The sequence below is a fragment of the Chlorogloea sp. CCALA 695 genome, from assembly GCF_003003885.1.
Classification (GTDB): Bacteria; Cyanobacteriota; Cyanobacteriia; order Cyanobacteriales; family Chroococcidiopsidaceae; genus Aliterella.
On record NZ_PVWN01000031.1, the window covers coordinates 1 to 19,663 of the forward strand.

Below are 19,663 nucleotides of genomic sequence, written 5' to 3' on the forward strand. Positions count from 1 at the left end.
ACCCCCCATTGGGGGACGAGTTGCCTCCCCCAAACCCCCTGCAAAAGGGTCTTGTCTTTAGGTGTTGAAGTTTTTAGGCAGTAGGCTTAATGCTTATGCTGTGTACTAAGGGGTTGCTTTTATAAGAACAAAAACTTCGGGGGCAGACCCCCTATAAAAAATTTTATCTATGAGTGTTCAAGTTTTATGTTTAACTACTGGAAAAGTATTTGTATTCCTATTTTGACTGTTGCAATGCTTGGGTTTGAACCAGTTTTTGCTGCTACTTCGGCTGGTGAATACCGCTCTATTGGTTTATCTTACCGGGCTAACGGACGTTACGACGATGCGATCGCAGCTTTTAAAAAATCCGTTCAACTTGAACCGAAAAATGCTTCTGGGCGCGTGCTGTTAGGTTGGACTCAACATCTAGCAGGACAAGAAAAAGCCGCCGCCGAGTCTTTATTACCAGTAATTTATAACGATCCGCAATACGTTCCCGCCCTTAATGCTTTAGGAATTGTGTATTTAGTAAATGGTGATGTCACGGCGGCAGTAGCTACTCATACTTGGGCAGCAATGGTAAAACCAAATAATGAGATTGCTTACTACAACTTAAGTTTATCTCTACATCAATTAAAACTGTATAGTTTGGCGGTTGCGGCGGCTACAAAGGCAGTAAAACTCGAACCTAGTAATCCTCATCCTTTGGTTGCTAAAGCGATCGCTTACTGGAATTTAGGTGATTTCACTTCGGCAAAACTAACTTATCGTCAAGCCTTAAATTTAGATCCTAGCTACAATAACGTTGTTTTTCTAGAACATCTCCAAAAAGCTGCTTTTAGTCGTCAGCAAATTGCGATCGTCAAACTTGTTCTTTTGGCTAAAAATTGATGCAATTCTTAAGCTGCCATAGCTAAATTATTAATACTACAGCTTACTTCTTTTTCTTGCTGCAACTGTTTGGCTAATACTTCCGCAGGCACAGGACGACTAATATAATAGCCTTGAATTTCATCGCAGCCATTTCTTCGTAAATATTCTAGTTGCGCTTCAGTTTCTACCCCCTCAGCAATGACACTTAATTGCAAGTTGTGGGCTAAAGAAATAATTGCTTTAACAATCGCTGCGTCATCGGAACCAATTGTTAGTTCGCGGACAAAAGACTGGTCTATCTTGAGTAGGTCAATTGGCAACCTTTTTAAATGATTTAACGAGGAATAACCTGTGCCAAAATCATCTAACGATAAACTAATACCCATATCGTGCAATTGATTCATCGTAGTAATTGCTTGTTGAATATTGTCGATAATTAAGCTCTCAGTTATTTCTAATTCTAAATAATTAGCTTTTAAGCCTGTCTCTTGCAAAACTTGAGTAACGATCTCTACTAAATTTTGCTCTTTAAATTGCCTTGATGATATGTTGACTGCCACTTTAATTAGTGGGAATCCTGCTAATTGCCAGCTACAATTTTGGGCGCAAGCAGTACGCAATACCCATTCACCTATAGAAATAATTAAACCAGTTTCTTCGGCAATGGGAATGAATTTCGCTGGAGAAACAAAACCATGAATTGGACTATACCAGCGCAATAAAGCTTCTACCCCCATAATTTTCCCAGTACGCAGACAAACTTGGGGTTGATAATGCAACAGCATTTCTCCATTGTTAATGGCATTATGTAAATCTTTTTCTAACATCAACCGCTCTTGTAATTTGTTGTTTAATTCGCGGCAATAAAATTGATATTTATTTTGTCCTTGCGCTTTAGCTCGATCCATTGCCCTAACAGCATTACCCAAAATACTATCTACTTCTGTAGGCTCACTTGGATAAATACTAATCCCAATACTGATACTATTAAAAACTTCATTATTATTTATTGATATAGATTTTGTTAACTCCTTAATAATTTTTTCTGCTAGCTCAACTACCTCATCTACGGATTTGATGTTTGTTTGAATAATTGCAAACTTATTGCTTTCATGGCGTGCCAGTATATCACGATGGCTTAGACAGCTAGTTAGTTTTTGAGCCGCATTTCTAAGAACTAAATTACCTACTTCATAGCCTAGAAGATTGTTAATATTTTTTAGGCGATCTAAGCTTAAATAAATTACTGCAAATAGTTGATTATTTTTGTTTTGAGATATAACTTGCTGGAGGCGATCGTCAAACAAAATTCGATTAGGTAATCCTGTTAAATCATCATAGCTAGCAATATGCTCAATAACTTCATCTAACTTTTTTAGAGTGTGAAAAGTGTCTGCCATCAACATACCAGCTTCATCGGTAAAGTTGGTAGGTAAAGATGATAATTGACGATTAGTAAGATAATGGCGCATTGCCAAAAATGTTAAAGTTACTGGAGCTAGTAAGTTATGTAAAGCATAAAGAGTTAAGGCTGTACCAATTAAAGTAGCGATTAAGGCGATCGCAATTACCCTTACTTTGATATCTATAGGAAAGGATGCGGAAATTACAAAATAAATTAGTAGTGATAGTAATGGCACGTGTGTACCTAGAAAAGCAACTAACATAATTTTGCCTTTGTAGCTATTTAGGTAAGGAATCTTAGATAATGCTGAATATAAATACAAATTAGTTTGAGATATTCCGAGCGATTTCCGCATATTTATATTAACTCCTTAATATTTTTCTACCGTTTGTTAGCTTGTTTCTATCCAGTTAATTTAGCCTTGTTAACCATGTAGGTATATCTAAATGATATTAGCTGCAAAGTTAGGATACAACGGTAATATCACTTAATACGAATGAAAAGTATTTGAGTTGAGCGCTCGTAAAATCTTGACCCTAAAGCTACCTGATATGTATGAAAATATCGAGACAAAAAATATATCAGTTTCCGTGAGATTACTTAGTTGCAGGCACTAAAGATTAGAAAAAAGATTTTAAGAGCGTTTAAAATTAGAGGATTTTGCTTAAACTGGTTACACAAATTCAATGCCTTAAATGATGACATCTACCTTATTACTTAAGATAAATGAACAGATGTAACCTGTAACTTAAAATGCAAGCGCTAAGCGAAATTTTTGTTTATTGCTCAACTTTATTAGGCAAACAAACCTTAAACTTCATAATAAGTTTACAAGAAAAAGTAAAATCTTTATAGAAGCAAGAGTAGTTTATATGTATATAAAAAATATATAGTTGGAAGTTGATAATAAAAGTTGAAATCGGGTAACAAAAAGGCAAAATGATTATAAATGCTAAATTTTAGATAAAAAGTGCAATAAAAGCGGAAAGCTTAGGGGCGTTTCATCCTTCTCCAAGGTTTTTCAAGAAAATGTTTGTTATGAACCTTAAAATTAGGGTTGAGAGGAAAACAATCTCATGGGCAAGTTAGCTCAAGAAATAGAGCAGCAATGGCGATCGCAATTAAATAAAGAATGTATAGAACAAAGCACTACCACAAGGGAGAGTATCCTTAGCTGGCTAATAGGTACAGACGTAGAGCGATTTGAGAACTTGGACACCCATCAGCTAGAAATTGCCAGAACTGCGATCGCTTATCGCTACCGAATTTTAAAAGAGCGTTATTTAGGTATAGCGCCAGAAAGAGCTTATAGTAATTTGATTAAAAGGCTAGGAAGCCTGGTATTGCTGCGAAGTAAGATTAGTACCGGGGTAGCTTTAAGCCGAGATCGTCATCGAGGGGTAGCCGATGTATTACAAGAAGTAATCCAAGAATTACTGCAAAGCGATCGTTATATGCAGCAGCAAATGACATCTATTGCTCAGTTTACAAAAGAGCGAAGATTGCAAAATGCGTTATTATTTGCAACCACCGAAGAATACTGCTTGCGTCCAGTACACAATCAACCTTTATTAGCTCACAGATTCGTCAATTATTTGCGACGCAGCCAAAGGGGGGGAATAACTAATGTCCCGGTAAAAGATTTAGTAAGGTTAGTGTCCCAAGAAGTGTTGACAGAGGAAAGCGACAACCCCGTTAACTTGTTAGATAATAATGCGATCACAGAGTATGAAAACGAACGAATAATAGAAGCACAGCAAGCAGCACGAAGCCGCGTAAAAAAAGAATTTTGCGACTACCTAACTGAAAAATTAGGGACAAATGCCGCCCAGTGGTTGCAATTATATTTACAAGGAAAAAGCCCTGAAGCAATCGCCCAAAGTTTGAATTTAGACATCAAAAAAGTTTATAGATTGCGGGAAAAAGTTAGTTATCACGCGGTTCAAGTCTTTGCGATTAAAGGACATTCGCCAATGGTGGATGAGTGGTTAGAGACTTCGTTAGAGGAAAACAATTTTGGTTTATTACCCCAGCAATGGACAAAATTGTGGACAGAATTGAGCCAAAATCAGCGTCAGCTAGTGGAATTTAAAAAAGCCGGGAAAGATATTGAAGAAATCGCCCTAGAATTAAAACTTAAAACTCATCAAGTGATTAGTGAGTGGGGGAAAATTTATTTAGCAGCCCAAGCTCTACGTAGTCAAGCTTAAATAACTTAGGGGCGATCGCTGCGAACTATTTAGTTAAGTATTTAGTATGGATAGGAAACCTAACACCTCACCATGACTCAAGCAACCTTATCTCAATTTAGCCAGCTTCAAGGCGAAAACGCACCAAAAATTACTTATCGCGTCGCCATGCCTCAGCCAGCATCGCACTTATTTGAAGTAGTGTTGTTAGTGCAAGGTTACTCATTGCCATTACTAGATTTAAAACTACCTGTATGGACACCGGGATCTTATTTAGTAAGGGAATATGCAAAACACCTGCAAGACTTCGGGGCAAAATCTGGGGAACATCCTTTACAGTGGCGCAAAATAGCTAAAAATCATTGGCAAGTTGAAACATCTAGTTTAGATAATCAAACTATTGAGATTCGTTATCGAATTTTTGCTAATGAGCTATCAGTAAGGACAAATCATTTAGATGCAACTCACGGTTATTTTAATGGTGCGGCAATATTTTTCAGGATACCTGGATTAGACAAGCAACCCATAGAGATTGCGATCGCGTTACCGCAAGATGATTGGCAAGTTACCACACCATTACCAGAAGTTGCGGGACAAACTAATACTTTTATCGCCGCAGATTTTGACACTTTAGTAGATAGCCCCTTTGAAATTGGTACGCAGCAAATCTACAAATTTGAGGTATTGGGAAAAGCGCACGAGTTGGCGATTTGGGGTGGAGAAAGTAATATTGCCCCAGAGAAAGTAATAGCTGACACTCAGAAAATTATTGAAGTAGAGGCTAAAATCTTTGGAGGATTGCCCTACGAGCGCTATATATTTTTATTACATTTATCAACCCAAGGCAACGGCGGGTTAGAACATAAGTATGCTTGCTCATTGAACTATCCGCGTTTTGGGTTTCGCGCCTCAGATAAATACAATCGTTTTATGCAATTGGTAGCCCACGAGTTTTTTCACTTGTGGAACGTCAAACGCATTCGCCCCAAAGCCTTAGAAGTATTTGATTACGACGGGGAAAACTACACACCTTCGCTGTGGTTTAGTGAAGGAACGACAAGTTATTATGACTTAACAATTCCTGTACGGGCGGGAATTTATGACATTAAAACTTTTTTACAGAATTTAGGTAAAGAAATTACCCGTTACGAGTTAACACCGGGGCGATGGGTGCAACCAGTGAGCGAGTCAAGTTTAGATGCTTGGATTAAGCTGTATAGACCTGAAGCTAACAGTAATAACTCTCAAATTTCCTACTATTTAAAAGGGGAAATGGTATCGCTATTATTAGACCTACTGATTAGAGAAAGACATGATAATCAGAAGTCCCTAGATGACGTAATGCTGATCATGTGGCAGCAATTTGGGATAGAGGAAATAGGGTTTACACCTCAGCAGTTGCAAGAAGTTATGGGATCAGTAGCGGGGATAGACTTAGCAGACTTTTTCGCTAAATACGTTGATGGGACAGAGGAGTTACCTTTCAATCAATATTTAGAGCCATTTGGCTTACAGATAGTCAGTGAAGACAAAGAATCTATACCTTATTTAGGAATAAAAGTAAATTCTGAGCAGGGGAGAGAAGTAGTTAAATTTGTAGAAACGGGAGCGCCTGCGGCTATAGCGGGAATCGATCCAGGGGATGAATTGTTAGCAATTGACGGTATTAGAGTAACAGCAACAGGGATGAGCGATCGCCTGCAAGATTATCAACAAGGAGACACGATAGAAGTTGCAGTTTTCCATCAAGAACAGTTGCGTCAATACCAAGTAACTTTAGCGGCTCCGCGTCCCAGTAGCTACGGCGTAAAACCTGTTAGCAATCCTACAGCCAAGCAGCAACAGAATTTTGCTGGTTATTTAGGCGGAGACTTACAGAAATTGAAAGATTAGATATCCGGCACAAAATCATCACCTTCATCCTAAATCCCGCTCCCATTGGGAGCGGGGCTTTTTGCTTTGTAAATTTAGAACATTACCATAATGCCCTAACTGGACGATTCATATTATCCCTATTAGTAGAGGGCTGACGTGTCGTAGTAGAGGACTGACGTGTCGTCAAAATAGGTGCGACTAAAGCTAGTACCTCGTCTCTTGTAGCATAACCATCGAAGGCATCAGAGTTGAATGGAATCGGCGAATTACTGCGGTTTTCTTGATAAATTACTTCACTTGCGTTTCTAATCCAGGGTCGCACGTTAGCGCCAAGGAGGTTTTGACGTAAACTGCGGATACCCGCAGCATGACGAGCTTCTACGCTATGAATTGCCAAAGCAGCAGCTAAGACAGGTTTACCCGCTTCCCCCGCAGCCAACAAATTCTGCACCTGCCCTTTATAAGCAGCTACTCCTAAATCCTCAACATACTGCCCTGCTAAGAGAAAATCTTGGGGATTAGCAAAAGGATCTCGTTTCAAGATCGCGCTGTAGTTAGGGTTTGCGGGGATAGTGATCGCCTCTGGATCGCCGCCTAGAGAAGATAATACGGCAGAGAGGTCAGTTACGTGCTGGGCTTCATCTGCACCATAAGCCTGGATTGCGTCTTTAGCTATGCGTGGGGCATTTGCTAAACCACCACTTTGAGCCGCAGCGATCGCTTTTGTATAAAAGTCACTTTCTAGCTTTTCTAAAGTCAGGGCATATTCCACAACCTGCCTAGGTGTTAGTCTCGCGCTTTGAGCATAAGCGGAGGGAATTGAGGTAGCAAATATTATCAGTAGCACTAATGGCAAAATCAGTAATTTGCCCAGAGAGTGAGTAATTTGTTGCAAATAGTCGCCAAAAGTAAGCCAAGCAAATTTGGAGATAGGTCTTTTCATAGTTTTAGTAGTTTGATGCGTAGCTGAATTTAAAGGAAATTTCTAAGTTTACTTGCCCTTTGAATTAAGCGACAAGCGCTCCATCAATGGGATTATTTAATATTTTCAAAGAGCCGACAATTTCGATGATTTGCTCTGGCGTGTACAATTCATCGTAAGCACGTCCTTTAACAGGATTAAGGGAGGCTACCAAGTCAGCATCACTAACAGAACGCTCACTATCAAGTTCCGTAGTTGAACGCCCCAATAATGCGCGTACACCTGCGGCGTGACGAGCTTCCACAGATACAATTGAACCCGCAGCTAAGAGGTAAGTTGGATTTGTGAGGCTTGTACCCGCGCCATTGTAAGCGTGTACACCCACATCTTCTAAGGCGATAGCCGTATTAAGTATAGTGTTGCGATCAGTCATTAAGGCAGCTAGCCCCGAACTATTAAAGCTCAAATCTGAGGTCTTAAATAGAGCATTTCTGCCCAAAACTTCACGCAGGAATTTGACATGAGCAGCTTCTTGAGCGCCTAAAGCTCTCATGTATTCGAGTTCTTTACCATTACTAATCTTTCTAGAATTTACTACGCCTGCATAAAATGCGGCTTCTAATTCTTCTAGTAATAGAGCAAAGTTGAGAATACCAATGTCATTAGCATTAAACGACAAAGTTTTAATTCTGCTTCTGGACTGCGCCGTTACTATTGTTGGTACAGTAGTTAATGCTAAGGTGCCAAGACTAACAAGACCCCATTTGAGCAGATTCCGCCGCGAGGTAAAATCTGCCTTTGATTCGTTCGTTTTGATATCAACTAAAATATTACGCATTTATTGGGTTACTTGTTGGTAGTTCACAATGGTTGCTCTGATCTAGAGGATTTACTTACCCTGATCGCACTTTGCAAAAAGTTACTTAGTTGCCAAGCTAAAAGGGTAGTATTTGTAATCAAATGCAAGCTGTGCAAGACTTTTAATCTCACAACAGCTACATAATTCGTTTTATACTAAGCTCAGTTAACTGGCTCTGAAATCCGTGATTTTACTTATTTGTGTTCAGTTAACTAAATTTCAAGCCCGTAATTTTACGGTGGAGATACTCTTTAATAAAGACTGAAATGCTCTGACTTCTATCAAGTCTGCAAGTTGTCTGAGTATTGAAATAATGAGGGTAACAAGTTGAAAGCCGACTAAGGTCTGTATCGCATTTGCTGCCTAAAGTAACTTACGAGAGCGATGGCATTAGCAACTACCGCGTTAGCTGCTCTAAACACACTTTATGTCGATATTTTCAAAACCCCTGGCTCTTGCTGGATTGGCAAAACATCTAAAATATCCGCCTGAGCGCAGTAATTTATATCATCGTGACAGTTGAGGCGTAACAACCGTTTACCGTGACTAGCTTGGTAGAATAATTCTACTAAACGATCTTGCCATTGTTCGTAAAGAGAAATCGCCCCAATAACTTCATCATTACCTGCAAGTTCTTCTAGAGGTACATTTGTTTGTTGTAAAACACTGTGAGCGATCGCCCCAGCACAAGCCGTATCTTCTAAAGAATAAGTACCTTCCCAACCCGAACCGACAATCCAAACTATTTCGGGCTGTTTAGCTAAAAGGTAATTTACCGCCGCCGCCCGGTTAACAAAAGCAGCAGCTAAGACGGTTGGAGCGCTTTGTATTCGTTGTAAAGCGCGAGTTCCATTAGTCGTACTAATAAACAACCTCCGTCCCTTGACGAGCTTTTCAGTGCAGTCTAAAGGAGAATTACCCAAATCGAACCCCTCTACCTTAGCGCCGCCCCGCTCTCCGGCGAGGAGGCGCTTATCTGCGTCCCAATCAGCGCTAACAAGCTTTAACGTATCCAAATCGCTAAACACTTGAATAGCCTCACCACCAGCCGCCAAGACCGTCGCCATCGTTGTTGTAGCTCTGAGTACATCCACAGCGATCGCGCAATCGGGGATAGTATCAGTGGGAGTAAGTTCAGGGGTATGGTAAATAAATAGCTTCACGCTTTAGCTAACCTGCAATTGATATCGAGTTATATTTTATAGCTAAAACTTGACCTTTGATTGACTAAAAAAACCAGCCATAAGAATGCAAGCCTTTACCTAAAAGATTGACTCCCAAATAACAAACCCAGACCACCACAAACCCCGCCGAGGCTAAAATAGCCGGACTGCGACCTTGCCAACCACGAGTAATTCGAGAGTGGAGGTAAGCTGCAAATACTAGCCAAGTAATCAAAGCCCAAGTTTCTTTAGGATCCCAACTCCAGTAAGATCCCCAAGCTTCATTTGCCCAAACTCCCCCGGCAATAATCCCGATAGTAAGTAAAGGAAATCCTAGCCCAATAATCCGGTAACTAATATTATCTAAAGTTTCCGCAAGGCTGAGGCGCTGGGGTGAAAGAGGTTCGGCTACAGTTTCAGTAGTTAAGTTAAGCACCGCCGTATTACCATTACTGTTGTAGTCAGTAGTCGTAATCGCCAATCTTTGCGCCGCCAAATCTGTAGCCCGATGCAGGCGATAGCCACCCGTACCGACAGAGCTACCCCGCAATTCGATATTTGCCCCACGAGTCACAATTAAAAATGCGATCGCTAGTAACGAACCCACCATCAAAGCTGAATAGCTCAACATCATCACGCTGACGTGCATCATCAGCCAATTGGACTTGAGCGCCGGGACTAAAGGCTCAGAATTTTGCATTTTAGAAGGCAAAGTTAAAGTTGCAAAAGCAACAATCGCCATAGCTACAGGCGCAGTGGCAACCCCTACTAAACGACTGCGGCTATTGTTTTCTGCCAAAAAGTGAATAGTTGTAATTCCCCAAGCTAGAAAAAACAGCGACTCGTACAAATTACTTAAAGGAAAGTAGCCCGCTTCAATCCATCTAGCGCCTAATAAAGTCGCCATACACAAATTTGCGATCGCCATTCCCGCCGTTCCCATTGCTGGTAAATAACGCAATTGGGGAAAAGCTGCCCCTACCCAGTAAATTAACATAGTGGCGAATAACACCGCAAAAGCAGCATTATCTAGCCAATTCTGGAGTGAAACCAAATTCATATAGTGTTCTCCACGTCGTTTTAAGCTAAAAATTTATTTCTACTCTCATCGATCCTAACTGCAACTGCTACTTGAATGCTGACGTAAGTTTAAAGACTTTATTATTTAAAGTTGAAGTTCTGCAATTTTAGGGTGTCGGCGATGGAGACGTAGATAAAGGCTTAGGTGCAGTTTTATTAAGCGCCATAAAAATGTCATAACGAATACTATGACGATCTTTTACCGCCGTTGTTACTCCGATTGAGCGTACCGCCTCTAGAGCAATTTGTTGATTGGGGATAATTTGCGGTAAGGGTAAGTTTTTGAACGTTGGATTGATATTTAAGAAAAACTGCCCATTATTAGGGCTAAGTTGGGATGGGACGGCTGTTTGAAATTGCTCGGTACTAGCTAAATTGACCGCAGGTTGGGGAATAATTTTTTCTGCTAAAGGTGCGCCGAGGGTAAAAAAAGCGATGCTTTCATCTAACCAGCCATGAGTTGCCGTCAGCGTACCGTAGGGGGCAATCCAATTGACAACAGGTTTTCCCGCAACTTGGGTTTCTTGTACTTTGAATTGATACTGACTGCTAATTACTTTATCTATTTCCTGGAAGGCTTTTTTGGCTTTGTCCGAGTCTTTTGCTTGCACCATAAACGCCAACGACAAGGCAAAGTCATTCGGTGAAGCCCCAGCTTTTATTGTTGCTGGAATTACAGCTAAGGAAAACTCGCCATCCATCCAACTTAGCAAATCATCATCTAAATCTAATCCGGTAGTGTTTTTAACACCCGCGCGTAAATTTTCTGGGGGAATAGGTGCAAGAGGATTAGTTTTCACTGATCGCAAATAATCAAGCCATAATTGCTGTAAGTTTCCCCCCGATACCATCATCAAGGTTTCGGCGGGTAAAAGGTTTTGCATTTTTCCAGCATTATTTTGCACCAAATGAACGCGATCGCTATCTGGCTTCAACCACGATACACTTCTTAAACCAATCCCTTGTGGCTCTAGACTAATTGTGGTAGCTAACCCTTGATTTTCTTGGAGTTGGGCTAGTTGAGGAGACAGTTTTTGGGGATTGCTATTTACTAGCCGAGCGGCGGCAGGAATATTAACGTACACTTGAGCAAAATGATTTTCTTTGGCAATTTCTCCAAATTTTTCCTGAAAACCAGGCATTTTTACTAAAGAGTTTTTCCCAAAATAGGTATCAATTACGTTTTCCGTAGCTTTGGGATTGTCGCTAATAACTAAAAAACGATTATCTATTACGGTTGCAGAGTAATTTGGAGTTTCTTTTATTTCAATACCTTTATAAGTGCGACTTTTCGATTTTTGAGCAAGGGGTTTTGATAGCAATGAGGCTGCTAAGTTGGGTTTAGCAATCGGTAGTACCATTACCATTACTGGCGCTGCTTGGAGAGACATTACAGCTAAAGTTGCTTTTTTACCTACCCAAGGCTGGATATCTTTTTGATAGTTGTATCCATTGTCAGTAAGGGTGCGATCGCGCCATTCCACCAAATAATTATCTAGAATAGCTTGAGTTTGGGGTGTACCAAATTCCCGCAATTGCTGCCATTTGCTCGGCTCTGTAGACACAGAAACCGTAAGTAAAGCTTCTTGAGGAATGATATTAGCACCAAGAGGCAATTGAGCTAATTTTTGGGGTTGAATTAACAGCCAGTAAGCGGCGATTCCACCACCAACTAGCAAACTGGTTGCTAATATCGGTAGCAGTAATTTATTATTTTTTCTCATCGATTAAAAGTAGTTGTTAACACGCTAGGCAATGCTATTGTCACTTTAGCTAATTGCTAGATGCTAACCAAGTTTGATTTTGAGCAGGTAAAATAATCGCCATTTACCCAAAACGTCCGCTCACATATGCCTGGGTTGATTTCTCTTGAGGATTTTGGAAGATGACTTCAGTATTATCATGCTCTACTAAATAGCCCATTCTTCCGCCTTTATCTGTTGGCTCAACGTTAAAAAATGCCGTCATATCGGATACTCTAGAGGCTTGCTGCATATTGTGGGTAACAATCACAATAGTGTATTTTTGCTTAAGTTCTTGCAGCAATTCTTCAATTTTGATTGTTGAAATAGGATCGAGCGCCGAACATGGCTCATCCATCAGAATAATTTCTGGTTGAACGGCTACCGCACGAGCAATACACAAACGCTGTTGTTGTCCTCCCGAAAGCGATAAACCGCTTTGCTTGAGTTTGTCTTTGACTTCATCCCATAAAGCCGCTTGTCTAAGCGATTGCTCTACCAATTCATCCATATCGCCGCGATAGCCGTTAATTTTAGCGCCAAAGGTAATATTGTCGTAAATTGATTTGGGGAAAGGGTTAGGTTTTTGAAATACCATCCCCACTTGTCGCCGTACTTCTACAGGATCTATAGAAGGCGCATAAAGGTTTTGATCGTAGTAAAAAACTTTTCCTTCGCAACGAAAACTATCAACTAAGTCATTAAGACGGTTGTAACAGCGCAGCAAGGTACTTTTTCCACAACCAGAGGGGCCAATAAAGGAAGTAATCTGGTTTTTGGGAATGTTTAAAGAAATGTTTTTTAGAGCTAAGAAATTTCCATAATAAACATTAAGATTTTCTGTGCGGAGAATGGTCTGCGTTTTATTGAGAGTGAGACTGTCAGTAGCCATAATTAGGAGTGAGTATGTTGATAAGTGTTGGGGCGAAGGTCAAACGTTAAATTTCTGATTGTTAAGTTTAAATTCAAACCATCAAGCCCGTTTGCGAGTAGCTATCCGAGAAATAATGCTCGTAATTAAAACTAAAAATACTAAAACTAAAGAAGCCGCCCAAGCCAATTCTTGCTGATTGTCAAACGGGACGATCGCAAAGTTGTAAACTAAAACCGCCAGTGATGGCGTAGGAGACGTTAAGTTGGTGGGCCAAAACTGCGTAAACAGCGCTGTAAATAGTAATGGTGCGGTTTCTCCCGCCGCTCTAGCGATCGCTAGAGTTGTTCCGGTAACAATTGCTGGAATCGCTACAGGTAAAACAACTTGAACTACCGTTTGAAACTTAGTTGCGCCAATTCCTACCGCCGCTTGGCGCAAGTCTCTGGAGACTAATTGCAGCGATTCGTCGGTAGTGCGGACAATAATCGGTAGCATCAAAATTGATAAAGCAATGCCACCTGCGATCGCACTGAAGCCGCCCATTGTCAACACGACAACCCCGTAGGCGAACACTCCAGCAATAATTGATGGAACACCGCTCAAAACGTTAGTAGCAAACCGGATAGTATCAGCTACTTTACCTTTGCTAAACTCCGTTAAATAAATTGCTGCCAGTACCCCTACAGGAATGCTAATTAAAGCTGCAATCCCTACCATTATTAAAGTCCCGACAATGGCGCTGCCAAAGCCACCACCCTCTACTAACGGGGGTGGCGGGAGTTCGGTAAACACGCCCAAGTTGAGACGGCTAAAACCTTTGATTGTAACGTAGCTAAGTACGGCAATTAGAGGAATTAAAGCAGCGATCGCACAGGCAAACGCCAAAGTTGTCATCACTGTACCAAAGATGACTCTTTGAGAGTTAGGAGAACGATTCAAGCTGCGGTTTACAGTGCTTTTAGAAAATCGCTCTGGATTTTGAGGTATCATAATTTGTGCTTTTTTTCTAGCTTCACGGCAGTAAATTTTTCAACTTAAATTCTCCCAACTTTACGCACTACTAGCTCTGCCAGAACATTAACGACCAAAGTTAGTCCAAATAAAACTAAAGCAGCGTACATCAAAGCGGCGGTTTGAATACCATCGGCTTCGGCAAATTGATTAGCCAGCAACGAAGCAATGGTATTTCCTGTAGTCAAAATAGATGGACTAATGCGGTTAGAGTTGCCGATAATCATTGTTACCGCCATTGTCTCACCCATTGCCCTCCCTAGCCCCAACATTGTTGCCCCTACAATCCCCGAAGTTGCCGCCGGGAGTAAAACTCGAAAAATTGTTTCCCAGCGCGTCGCCCCTAAGCCATAGGCAGCTTGGCGCAAGTCCGGCGGTAATGAAACCAAAGCATCGCGGGATATTGCCGTAATAATTGGCAATATCATAATTGTCAAAACTATACCCGCCGGGAATATACCAGGGCCCGAAGGAGGTGTACCAAATATTGGTAGCCAACCTAAAGATGAGTGCAATACACGACCAATAGGTGTAAGTATGGGAATCAATACAAAAATGCCCCACAAGCCGTACACTACACTAGGAATTGCTGCTAGTAGTTCAATAAGAAATACAACTACAGTTTGCACCGAGACGGGGAGAAAATTCTCGCTAACTACTAAAGCTGTTCCTACACCAATAGGGACAGCTAGTAGTAAAGCAATAAATGCCGTAACTATAGTTCCGTAAATTTGGGGTAATGCGCCGTACTCCTCTTTTACAGGATTCCAAGCTGTAGAAGTCAAAAATCCTAAACCATATCTTTGAATTGCTGGCATTGCTTCAATTGCTACTTCTAAAGCAATCCAAAGTAACACCGCCGCGATCGCCATTGCTAGTAGGCGCGTTAGCCAAACAAAGCCTAGGTCGAGATTTTTTTCCCAACTAGCGCGGGGTTTGATGGTTGTTTGGGCTTGGGGGGTAAGCGAACTCATGAGTTATTTTCCTATAAACAAGGGCGATAGCGCAAGCGCGCCCGGTTACGGGCTTCGCAATTTTGGCTATCAAAGCTATTAATTACTAATAGCATCAACGGCTGGCTGTACTTTACTGACTACGCTTTCTGGCAAAGGTACATAGCCTAATTCGCCGCTAAACTTTTGTCCTTCTGTCAAGCTCCATTTGAGCATATTTTCTACAGCCTGGGCTTTCGCTGGATCGTCGTAGGTTTTGTAAGCCATGATCCAAGAATAGGAAACTATGGGGTACGATTCCGCACTAGGTGGATCAGGAGCAAATGCTAAAAAATCTTCGGGTAGCGTTACTGACGCTAGGGCGGCGGAAGCTGATTCTGGTGTTGCGGCTACGTACTTACCTGCTTTATTTTCTAAAATAGCGAAGGGAATTTTATTTTGCGTAGCATATCCGTACTCAGTGTAACCAATTGCACCTTGAGTTTGTTGGATCTGTGCCGTTACGCCTTCATTTCCTTTGGCTCCCGTGCCTGCGGGCCAACTAACAGACTTGCCTTCTCCTGGCCCACTTTTCCAAGCTGGACTAACGGTACTAAGGTGTTTTGTTAATACGGCGGTCGTGCCACTACCATCAGAACGATAAATAATTGTAATTGGTTGGTCGGGTAGCTTTAAGTCTGGATTAATCTTGGCAATTCTGGGATCGTTCCAGTTGGTAATTTTGCCCTGTAGGATATCTGGATAGACATCTCTTGATAACTTTATTCCTTCTACTCCAGGCAAATTGTAAGCTAAGACAACGCTTCCGGCGGTTGCCGGAACTAACAACACTCCGCGAGATACTTTAGCAATTTCTTCTTTGGTCATGCCAGTGTCACTGCCGCCAAAGTCTATAGTTCCGGCGGTAAACTGTTTTACACCCGCACCACTACCTACCGATTGATAACTAATTTTGGTGTTGGGGTTAGTCTTGTTGTATTCAGAAAACCAACGCTGATACAATGGCGCAGGAAAGGAAGCCCCTGCACCATTTAGAGTTGCACCCGCAGCACTGGTATCGGCGGCAGGACTAGCAGAAGCGTTAGTATCGATGCTAGGAGCATTTTGGGTTTGTGGCCCACAGGAGGCAATTCCAAAGGAAAGGGCTACCAGCGACAATAAAAAAGCTCTGCGATTTGAATCAATCCGGGAAAACATAGGAAGCTCTGCGTATTTTTACGAGTATTCGTATCGACCTTAGCGTTTTGTTGTAAAGACAAGGTTAAGAAAAAATTAAGAATACTAAAAGCTGTAGTGAAAAGATTATTTAGATAAAATGACCGTATATTACAATTTATGTCCTAAGTTTTATTAAATGTCCATCGCAAAAACCGAAGTAAAAGGCGCGATCCAGTGGTAAAATGCCAACACTTAAGTCACGCATTATAGGGTCAAAAAGTGGTTCAAGCACCCTTGTCAACCGCCTTTAATAAATTGAATACCGATTCGCCTAGCGATCAAGAGTTACTAAAAGAGTGGCTCGATGTTTTAGCAAAGCAAATAATCAGTGGAGAAGTAATTGAGCGAGAAATAGCGATCGCCCTTACTAATATTGAGGGGCAAGAAAATATTTTACTGTTATGTGCTGCCGCCGATCGCGTTCGTCAAGCTTGTTGCGGCAATATCGTAGATTTGTGCAGTATTATCAATGTCAAATCAGGGAATTGTTCGGAAAACTGCGGCTTTTGCTCCCAGTCGGCGCACCATCAAGGCAATGATTCCCCCGTGTACGGCTTAAAGTCTAGCGAGGAAATTCTAGCGCAAGCTAAAGCCGCCGAAGCCGCCGGAGCAAAACGTTTTTGCCTGGTAAGTCAAGGACGCGGGCCGAAATACAGCAGCCCTAAATCTACAGAATTTGAGCAGATTTTAGCCACCGTAGAGCAAATTATCGCCGAGACGAATATCAAGCCCTGTTGCGCGTTAGGGGAAGTTACTCCCGGACAAGCCCAAGCTTTAAAAGAAGCTGGGGTAACACGCTACAACCACAATTTAGAGGCTTCAGAAAGCTTTTTTCCGAATATAGTTACAACTCATACTTGGCGCGATCGCGTAGCTACCATCAAAAACCTCAAAGCCGCCGGAATTCAAGCTTGCACCGGGGGAATTATGGGATTGGGGGAAAGCTGGGAAGACCGGGTTGATTTGGCTTTAGCTTTGCGCGAACTAGAAGTTGAATCCGTACCCATAAACTTACTTAATCCCCGTGAGGGAACGCCCTTAAGTAATCTCCCTAAACTAGACCCCTATGAAGCCCTAAAGGCGATCGCTATTTTTCGTCTTATCCTACCAACGCAAATTTTACGTTACGCTGGCGGTCGTGAGGCAGTAATGGGCGAACTTCAATCAATGGGTTTAAAAGCTGGCATTAATGCTATGCTCGTCGGTCATTACTTAACGACCATGGGACAACCCCCAGAGCAAGACCAAGCTATGCTGAAAAGTCTAGACCTTATTGGTGGTGAAGCCCCAATCCCTGGCGAACGGCTCCGTGAGGAGATGAAAAGATGAGATTGTATTTTATCCCCTTTGTATCCTCACCGTGACTGCTCCCAATCAAATAATGTGGGCTTTTATCGGCTTACTCTTAACTATTGGCGGTACTTTTTTAGATGCTTACATTACCACTTCACCTTTGAACTGGGATGATAGCGGGGTGCAAACTTTTTTCTTGGGTGTCACCTATCAAATTGGCGCAGTGCTACTAATAGGTTGTGTCGGTGGTAAGAATGCTGGAGCGATTTCTCAAATTGCTTATCTATTACTTGGCTTAACTTGGCTACCTGTATTTTCTCAAGGTGGTGGCGTTGACTATTTAAGACAGCCTTACTTTGGTTATGTATTGGGGTTTATTCCCGGTGCGTGGCTTTGTGGTCTATTAGCTTTCAAAACTCAGCCAAAAATAGAATCTCTTGCCTTTAGTTGCTTTTTTGGCTTGGCGGCGGTTCATCTGACCGGATTAAGTTATTTAATTTTTGGTCATACTTTCAACTGGGTCAATTCTCAATTACCTTTATTACAGTTAGCTCTTAAATATTCTTTATACCCTTTGCCAGGACAGTTAGTAGTAGTTTGTGCTGTCACAGTTGTAGCTTACGGGTTAAGACACTTGATGTTTTATTAAAACTCACTTAAATTTATTTTTCACTTATAGCTGCTTCCAGTTCAAAAGTTTAACTTTTTCTGCGGTTTTTGCAAATTATTATGGTTTTAAAAAATAGGATATTTTGGATTATTGCTAGTATTAGCCTGTGCTTAGACCAAGCTACTAAGTATTGGGTAGTTCAAAACTTTAATTTATTAGAAACCCAGCCATTAATACCAGGCGTATTTCATTTTACTTATGTTAGAAACACCGGAGCAGCTTTTAGCCTGCTTGCTGGCAATACTTCTATACTACGCTGGCTATCTTTGTTTGTTAGTTTAGGTCTAATGAGCTTTGCCTTGTTTGGCGGCAAATTAAAAAAGCTCGAACAAATAAGTTATGGGCTGCTTTTAGGCGGCGCAATGGGCAATGGAATTGATAGATTTATTTTTGGTAGCGTTGTAGATTTCATAGATTTACGCTTAATTCGATTTGCAGTATTTAATTTAGCGGATGTGTCTATTAACCTAGGAATTATTTGTTGGTTGGTAGATAGTTTCATAAAACCAAGCTCCCAGAATAATCGCCCTTAATTAAAAAAAGTTACTGTTTAGATAACTCACGTTATCTAAACAGTAACTTTGTAAACCAAACTAAGAAACTGTAACTTAGTTTTACTTTAAATCAACTAGGGAGTAGTAGGGGGTGGACTTCCTTCGGGGATTGTGCCATTGCCAGCACCGCCAGGATTACTAGGAGATGTTGTATCTGTAGACGGAGTGCCAGAGTCGGCTGGCGGCGTTGATGGATTATTTATGGTATCGCCAGCACCGCCAGGAACACCAGGGGATGTTGTATCTGTAGGTGGAATGCCAGAGTCGGCTGGTGGCGTTGATGGATTATTTATAGTATCGCCAGCACCGCCAGGAACACCAGGGGATGTTGTATCTGTAGGTGGAGTGCCAGAGTCGGCTGGTGGCGTTGATGGATTATTTATGGTATCGCCAGCACCGCCAGGAACACCAGGAGATGTTGTATCTGTAGGTGGCGGAGTACCCTCTGGTGACGGCATTGGCATAGGATCGCTAGCACCGCCAGGGGATGGTGTATCTGTAGGTGGAACCTCTGTTGTTCCCGGATCGGGCGCGGAGGGAGTTGGAGATGGTTGTGTTTCGGGAGTTGTGGTTGTTCCTGTGGATGGTGTAGTTACGCTAGCACCACCAGGACAACGGGAATTGAGCGGAAAACGCTCGCACAGAATTTTGAACCCTTCTGGGGAAAGTTCAATTTCTGGAGTTTTTGTCTCAGTACCGGATTGTGCTAGAGCAACACTACCAGTTACTGCCAATGCAAATGCTGTGCAAATGATGGTTAAATATTTCGCCTTCACACCAATTAACCTCAATTAAGCTTTCCGAACATTAGAACAAAGGATAGGGTCGCAAAAATCTACCTTGATGTATATGTCTAAAGTAACTTAGTATGCTTCAAAAGCAATTAAATTGGTGAAATTTAGACGAGCAACAGGTTGTACAGCTTGCAAGTAAAATAGATTTAAAGAAAAATTTTTAGATTTTCTATACTCAATTTTAATGTTGTATAAGTAATCCCAAA

The 19,663-nt window shown here is 41.5% G+C and carries 17 protein-coding genes; 7 read left to right on the plus strand and 10 right to left on the minus strand.

The genetic code is table 11. From position 1 onward, the window contains the following. Nucleotides 1-186: 186 nt before the first annotated feature. Nucleotides 187-873, plus strand: a complete 687-nt coding sequence (locus C7B70_RS15455) for a tetratricopeptide repeat protein (protein ID WP_106369916.1) — start codon at nt 187-189, stop codon at nt 871-873. Between the two features lie 8 nt (nt 874-881). Here C7B70_RS15455 and C7B70_RS15460 read toward each other — a convergent pair whose 3' ends face one another. Continuing rightward, the gene (locus C7B70_RS15460; RefSeq protein WP_106369917.1) at nt 882-2,615 is read right to left on the minus strand and encodes a bifunctional diguanylate cyclase/phosphodiesterase; all 1,734 of its coding nucleotides are present in this window, start codon (nt 2,613-2,615) and stop codon (nt 882-884) included. Between the two features lie 721 nt (nt 2,616-3,336). Between C7B70_RS15460 and C7B70_RS15465 the strand changes: the two genes are divergently transcribed. Together C7B70_RS15465 and C7B70_RS15470 are read left to right on the plus strand one after the other, a co-directional pair. Then, nucleotides 3,337-4,470, plus strand: a complete 1,134-nt coding sequence (locus C7B70_RS15465) for a HetZ-related protein 2 (protein ID WP_106369918.1) — start codon at nt 3,337-3,339, stop codon at nt 4,468-4,470. Between the two features lie 72 nt (nt 4,471-4,542). Then, a complete protein-coding gene (locus tag C7B70_RS15470) occupies nt 4,543-6,342 on the plus strand; it encodes a M61 family metallopeptidase (protein ID WP_106369919.1) in 1,800 nt (599 codons plus the stop codon). A gap of 82 nt (nt 6,343-6,424) precedes the next feature. Here C7B70_RS15470 and C7B70_RS15475 read toward each other — a convergent pair whose 3' ends face one another. The 9 genes from C7B70_RS15475 to pstS form a co-directional block, all read right to left on the minus strand. After that, nucleotides 6,425-7,267, minus strand: coding sequence for a ferritin-like domain-containing protein (locus C7B70_RS15475; RefSeq protein ID WP_106369920.1), 843 nt, complete (start codon nt 7,265-7,267; stop codon nt 6,425-6,427). 64 nt (nt 7,268-7,331) lie between these two features. Next, a complete protein-coding gene (locus C7B70_RS15480) occupies nt 7,332-8,084 on the minus strand; it encodes a ferritin-like domain-containing protein (RefSeq protein WP_106369921.1) in 753 nt (250 codons plus the stop codon). Between the two features lie 446 nt (nt 8,085-8,530). Next, nucleotides 8,531-9,268, minus strand: coding sequence for a 2-phosphosulfolactate phosphatase family protein (locus C7B70_RS15485; RefSeq protein ID WP_106369922.1), 738 nt, complete (start codon nt 9,266-9,268; stop codon nt 8,531-8,533). Between the two features lie 64 nt (nt 9,269-9,332). Beyond that, the gene (gene ccsB / locus C7B70_RS15490; protein ID WP_106369923.1) at nt 9,333-10,328 is read right to left on the minus strand and encodes a c-type cytochrome biogenesis protein CcsB; all 996 of its coding nucleotides are present in this window, start codon (nt 10,326-10,328) and stop codon (nt 9,333-9,335) included. Nucleotides 10,329-10,455: 127 nt separating this feature from the next. Further along, complete coding sequence (locus C7B70_RS15495) at nt 10,456-12,072, minus strand: DUF3352 domain-containing protein (protein ID WP_106369924.1); 1,617 nt, start codon at nt 12,070-12,072, stop codon at nt 10,456-10,458. 103 nt (nt 12,073-12,175) lie between these two features. After that, nucleotides 12,176-12,982, minus strand: a complete 807-nt coding sequence (gene pstB / locus C7B70_RS15500) for a phosphate ABC transporter ATP-binding protein PstB (RefSeq protein ID WP_106369925.1) — start codon at nt 12,980-12,982, stop codon at nt 12,176-12,178. 81 nt (nt 12,983-13,063) lie between these two features. Beyond that, nucleotides 13,064-13,954: a phosphate ABC transporter permease PstA gene (pstA, locus tag C7B70_RS15505; protein ID WP_106369926.1), complete on the minus strand. Its 891-nt coding sequence runs from the start codon at nt 13,952-13,954 to the stop codon at nt 13,064-13,066. Nucleotides 13,955-13,998: 44 nt separating this feature from the next. After that, nucleotides 13,999-14,949 (minus strand): phosphate ABC transporter permease subunit PstC, encoded by a 951-nt coding sequence (gene pstC / locus C7B70_RS15510; RefSeq protein WP_106369927.1) that lies wholly within the window; start codon nt 14,947-14,949, stop codon nt 13,999-14,001. 78 nt (nt 14,950-15,027) lie between these two features. Further along, nucleotides 15,028-16,125, minus strand: coding sequence for a phosphate ABC transporter substrate-binding protein PstS (gene pstS / locus C7B70_RS15515; RefSeq protein ID WP_106369928.1), 1,098 nt, complete (start codon nt 16,123-16,125; stop codon nt 15,028-15,030). A 240-nt stretch (nt 16,126-16,365) separates the two neighbouring features. Here pstS and bioB point away from each other — a divergent pair, with 240 nt between their 5' ends. The 4 genes from bioB (at nt 16,366) to C7B70_RS15535 (ending at nt 19,458) form a co-directional block, all read left to right on the plus strand. After that, complete coding sequence (gene bioB, locus C7B70_RS15520) at nt 16,366-17,475, plus strand: biotin synthase BioB (RefSeq protein ID WP_106369929.1); 1,110 nt, start codon at nt 16,366-16,368, stop codon at nt 17,473-17,475. 31 nt (nt 17,476-17,506) lie between these two features. Beyond that, nucleotides 17,507-18,088 (plus strand): biotin transporter BioY, encoded by a 582-nt coding sequence (locus C7B70_RS15525; RefSeq protein WP_199192294.1) that lies wholly within the window; start codon nt 17,507-17,509, stop codon nt 18,086-18,088. An 80-nt stretch (nt 18,089-18,168) separates the two neighbouring features. Further along, complete coding sequence (lspA, locus tag C7B70_RS15530) at nt 18,169-18,642, plus strand: signal peptidase II (protein WP_106369931.1); 474 nt, start codon at nt 18,169-18,171, stop codon at nt 18,640-18,642. A gap of 132 nt (nt 18,643-18,774) precedes the next feature. Next, nucleotides 18,775-19,458, plus strand: coding sequence for a hypothetical protein (locus C7B70_RS15535; RefSeq protein WP_106369932.1), 684 nt, complete (start codon nt 18,775-18,777; stop codon nt 19,456-19,458). The last annotated feature ends 205 nt before the right edge of the window (nt 19,459-19,663 follow it).

What these genes read in the sequence shown, in the direction of transcription:
- C7B70_RS15455 (WP_106369916.1), top strand. Translation starts at nt 187, where the DNA reads ATGTTTAACTACTGGAAAAGTATTTGTATTCCTATTTTGACTGTTGCA.
- C7B70_RS15460 (WP_106369917.1), bottom strand. Translation starts at nt 2,615, where the DNA reads ATGCGGAAATCGCTCGGAATATCTCAAACTAATTTGTATTTATATTCA.
- C7B70_RS15465 (WP_106369918.1), top strand. Translation starts at nt 3,337, where the DNA reads ATGGGCAAGTTAGCTCAAGAAATAGAGCAGCAATGGCGATCGCAATTA.
- C7B70_RS15470 (WP_106369919.1), top strand. Translation starts at nt 4,543, where the DNA reads ATGACTCAAGCAACCTTATCTCAATTTAGCCAGCTTCAAGGCGAAAAC.
- C7B70_RS15475 (WP_106369920.1), bottom strand. Translation starts at nt 7,267, where the DNA reads ATGAAAAGACCTATCTCCAAATTTGCTTGGCTTACTTTTGGCGACTAT.
- C7B70_RS15480 (WP_106369921.1), bottom strand. Translation starts at nt 8,084, where the DNA reads ATGCGTAATATTTTAGTTGATATCAAAACGAACGAATCAAAGGCAGAT.
- ccsB (WP_106369923.1), bottom strand. Translation starts at nt 10,328, where the DNA reads ATGAATTTGGTTTCACTCCAGAATTGGCTAGATAATGCTGCTTTTGCG.
- C7B70_RS15495 (WP_106369924.1), bottom strand. Translation starts at nt 12,072, where the DNA reads ATGAGAAAAAATAATAAATTACTGCTACCGATATTAGCAACCAGTTTG.
- pstB (WP_106369925.1), bottom strand. Translation starts at nt 12,982, where the DNA reads ATGGCTACTGACAGTCTCACTCTCAATAAAACGCAGACCATTCTCCGC.
- pstA (WP_106369926.1), bottom strand. Translation starts at nt 13,954, where the DNA reads ATGATACCTCAAAATCCAGAGCGATTTTCTAAAAGCACTGTAAACCGC.
- pstC (WP_106369927.1), bottom strand. Translation starts at nt 14,949, where the DNA reads ATGAGTTCGCTTACCCCCCAAGCCCAAACAACCATCAAACCCCGCGCT.
- pstS (WP_106369928.1), bottom strand. Translation starts at nt 16,125, where the DNA reads ATGTTTTCCCGGATTGATTCAAATCGCAGAGCTTTTTTATTGTCGCTG.
- lspA (WP_106369931.1), top strand. Translation starts at nt 18,169, where the DNA reads ATGGTTTTAAAAAATAGGATATTTTGGATTATTGCTAGTATTAGCCTG.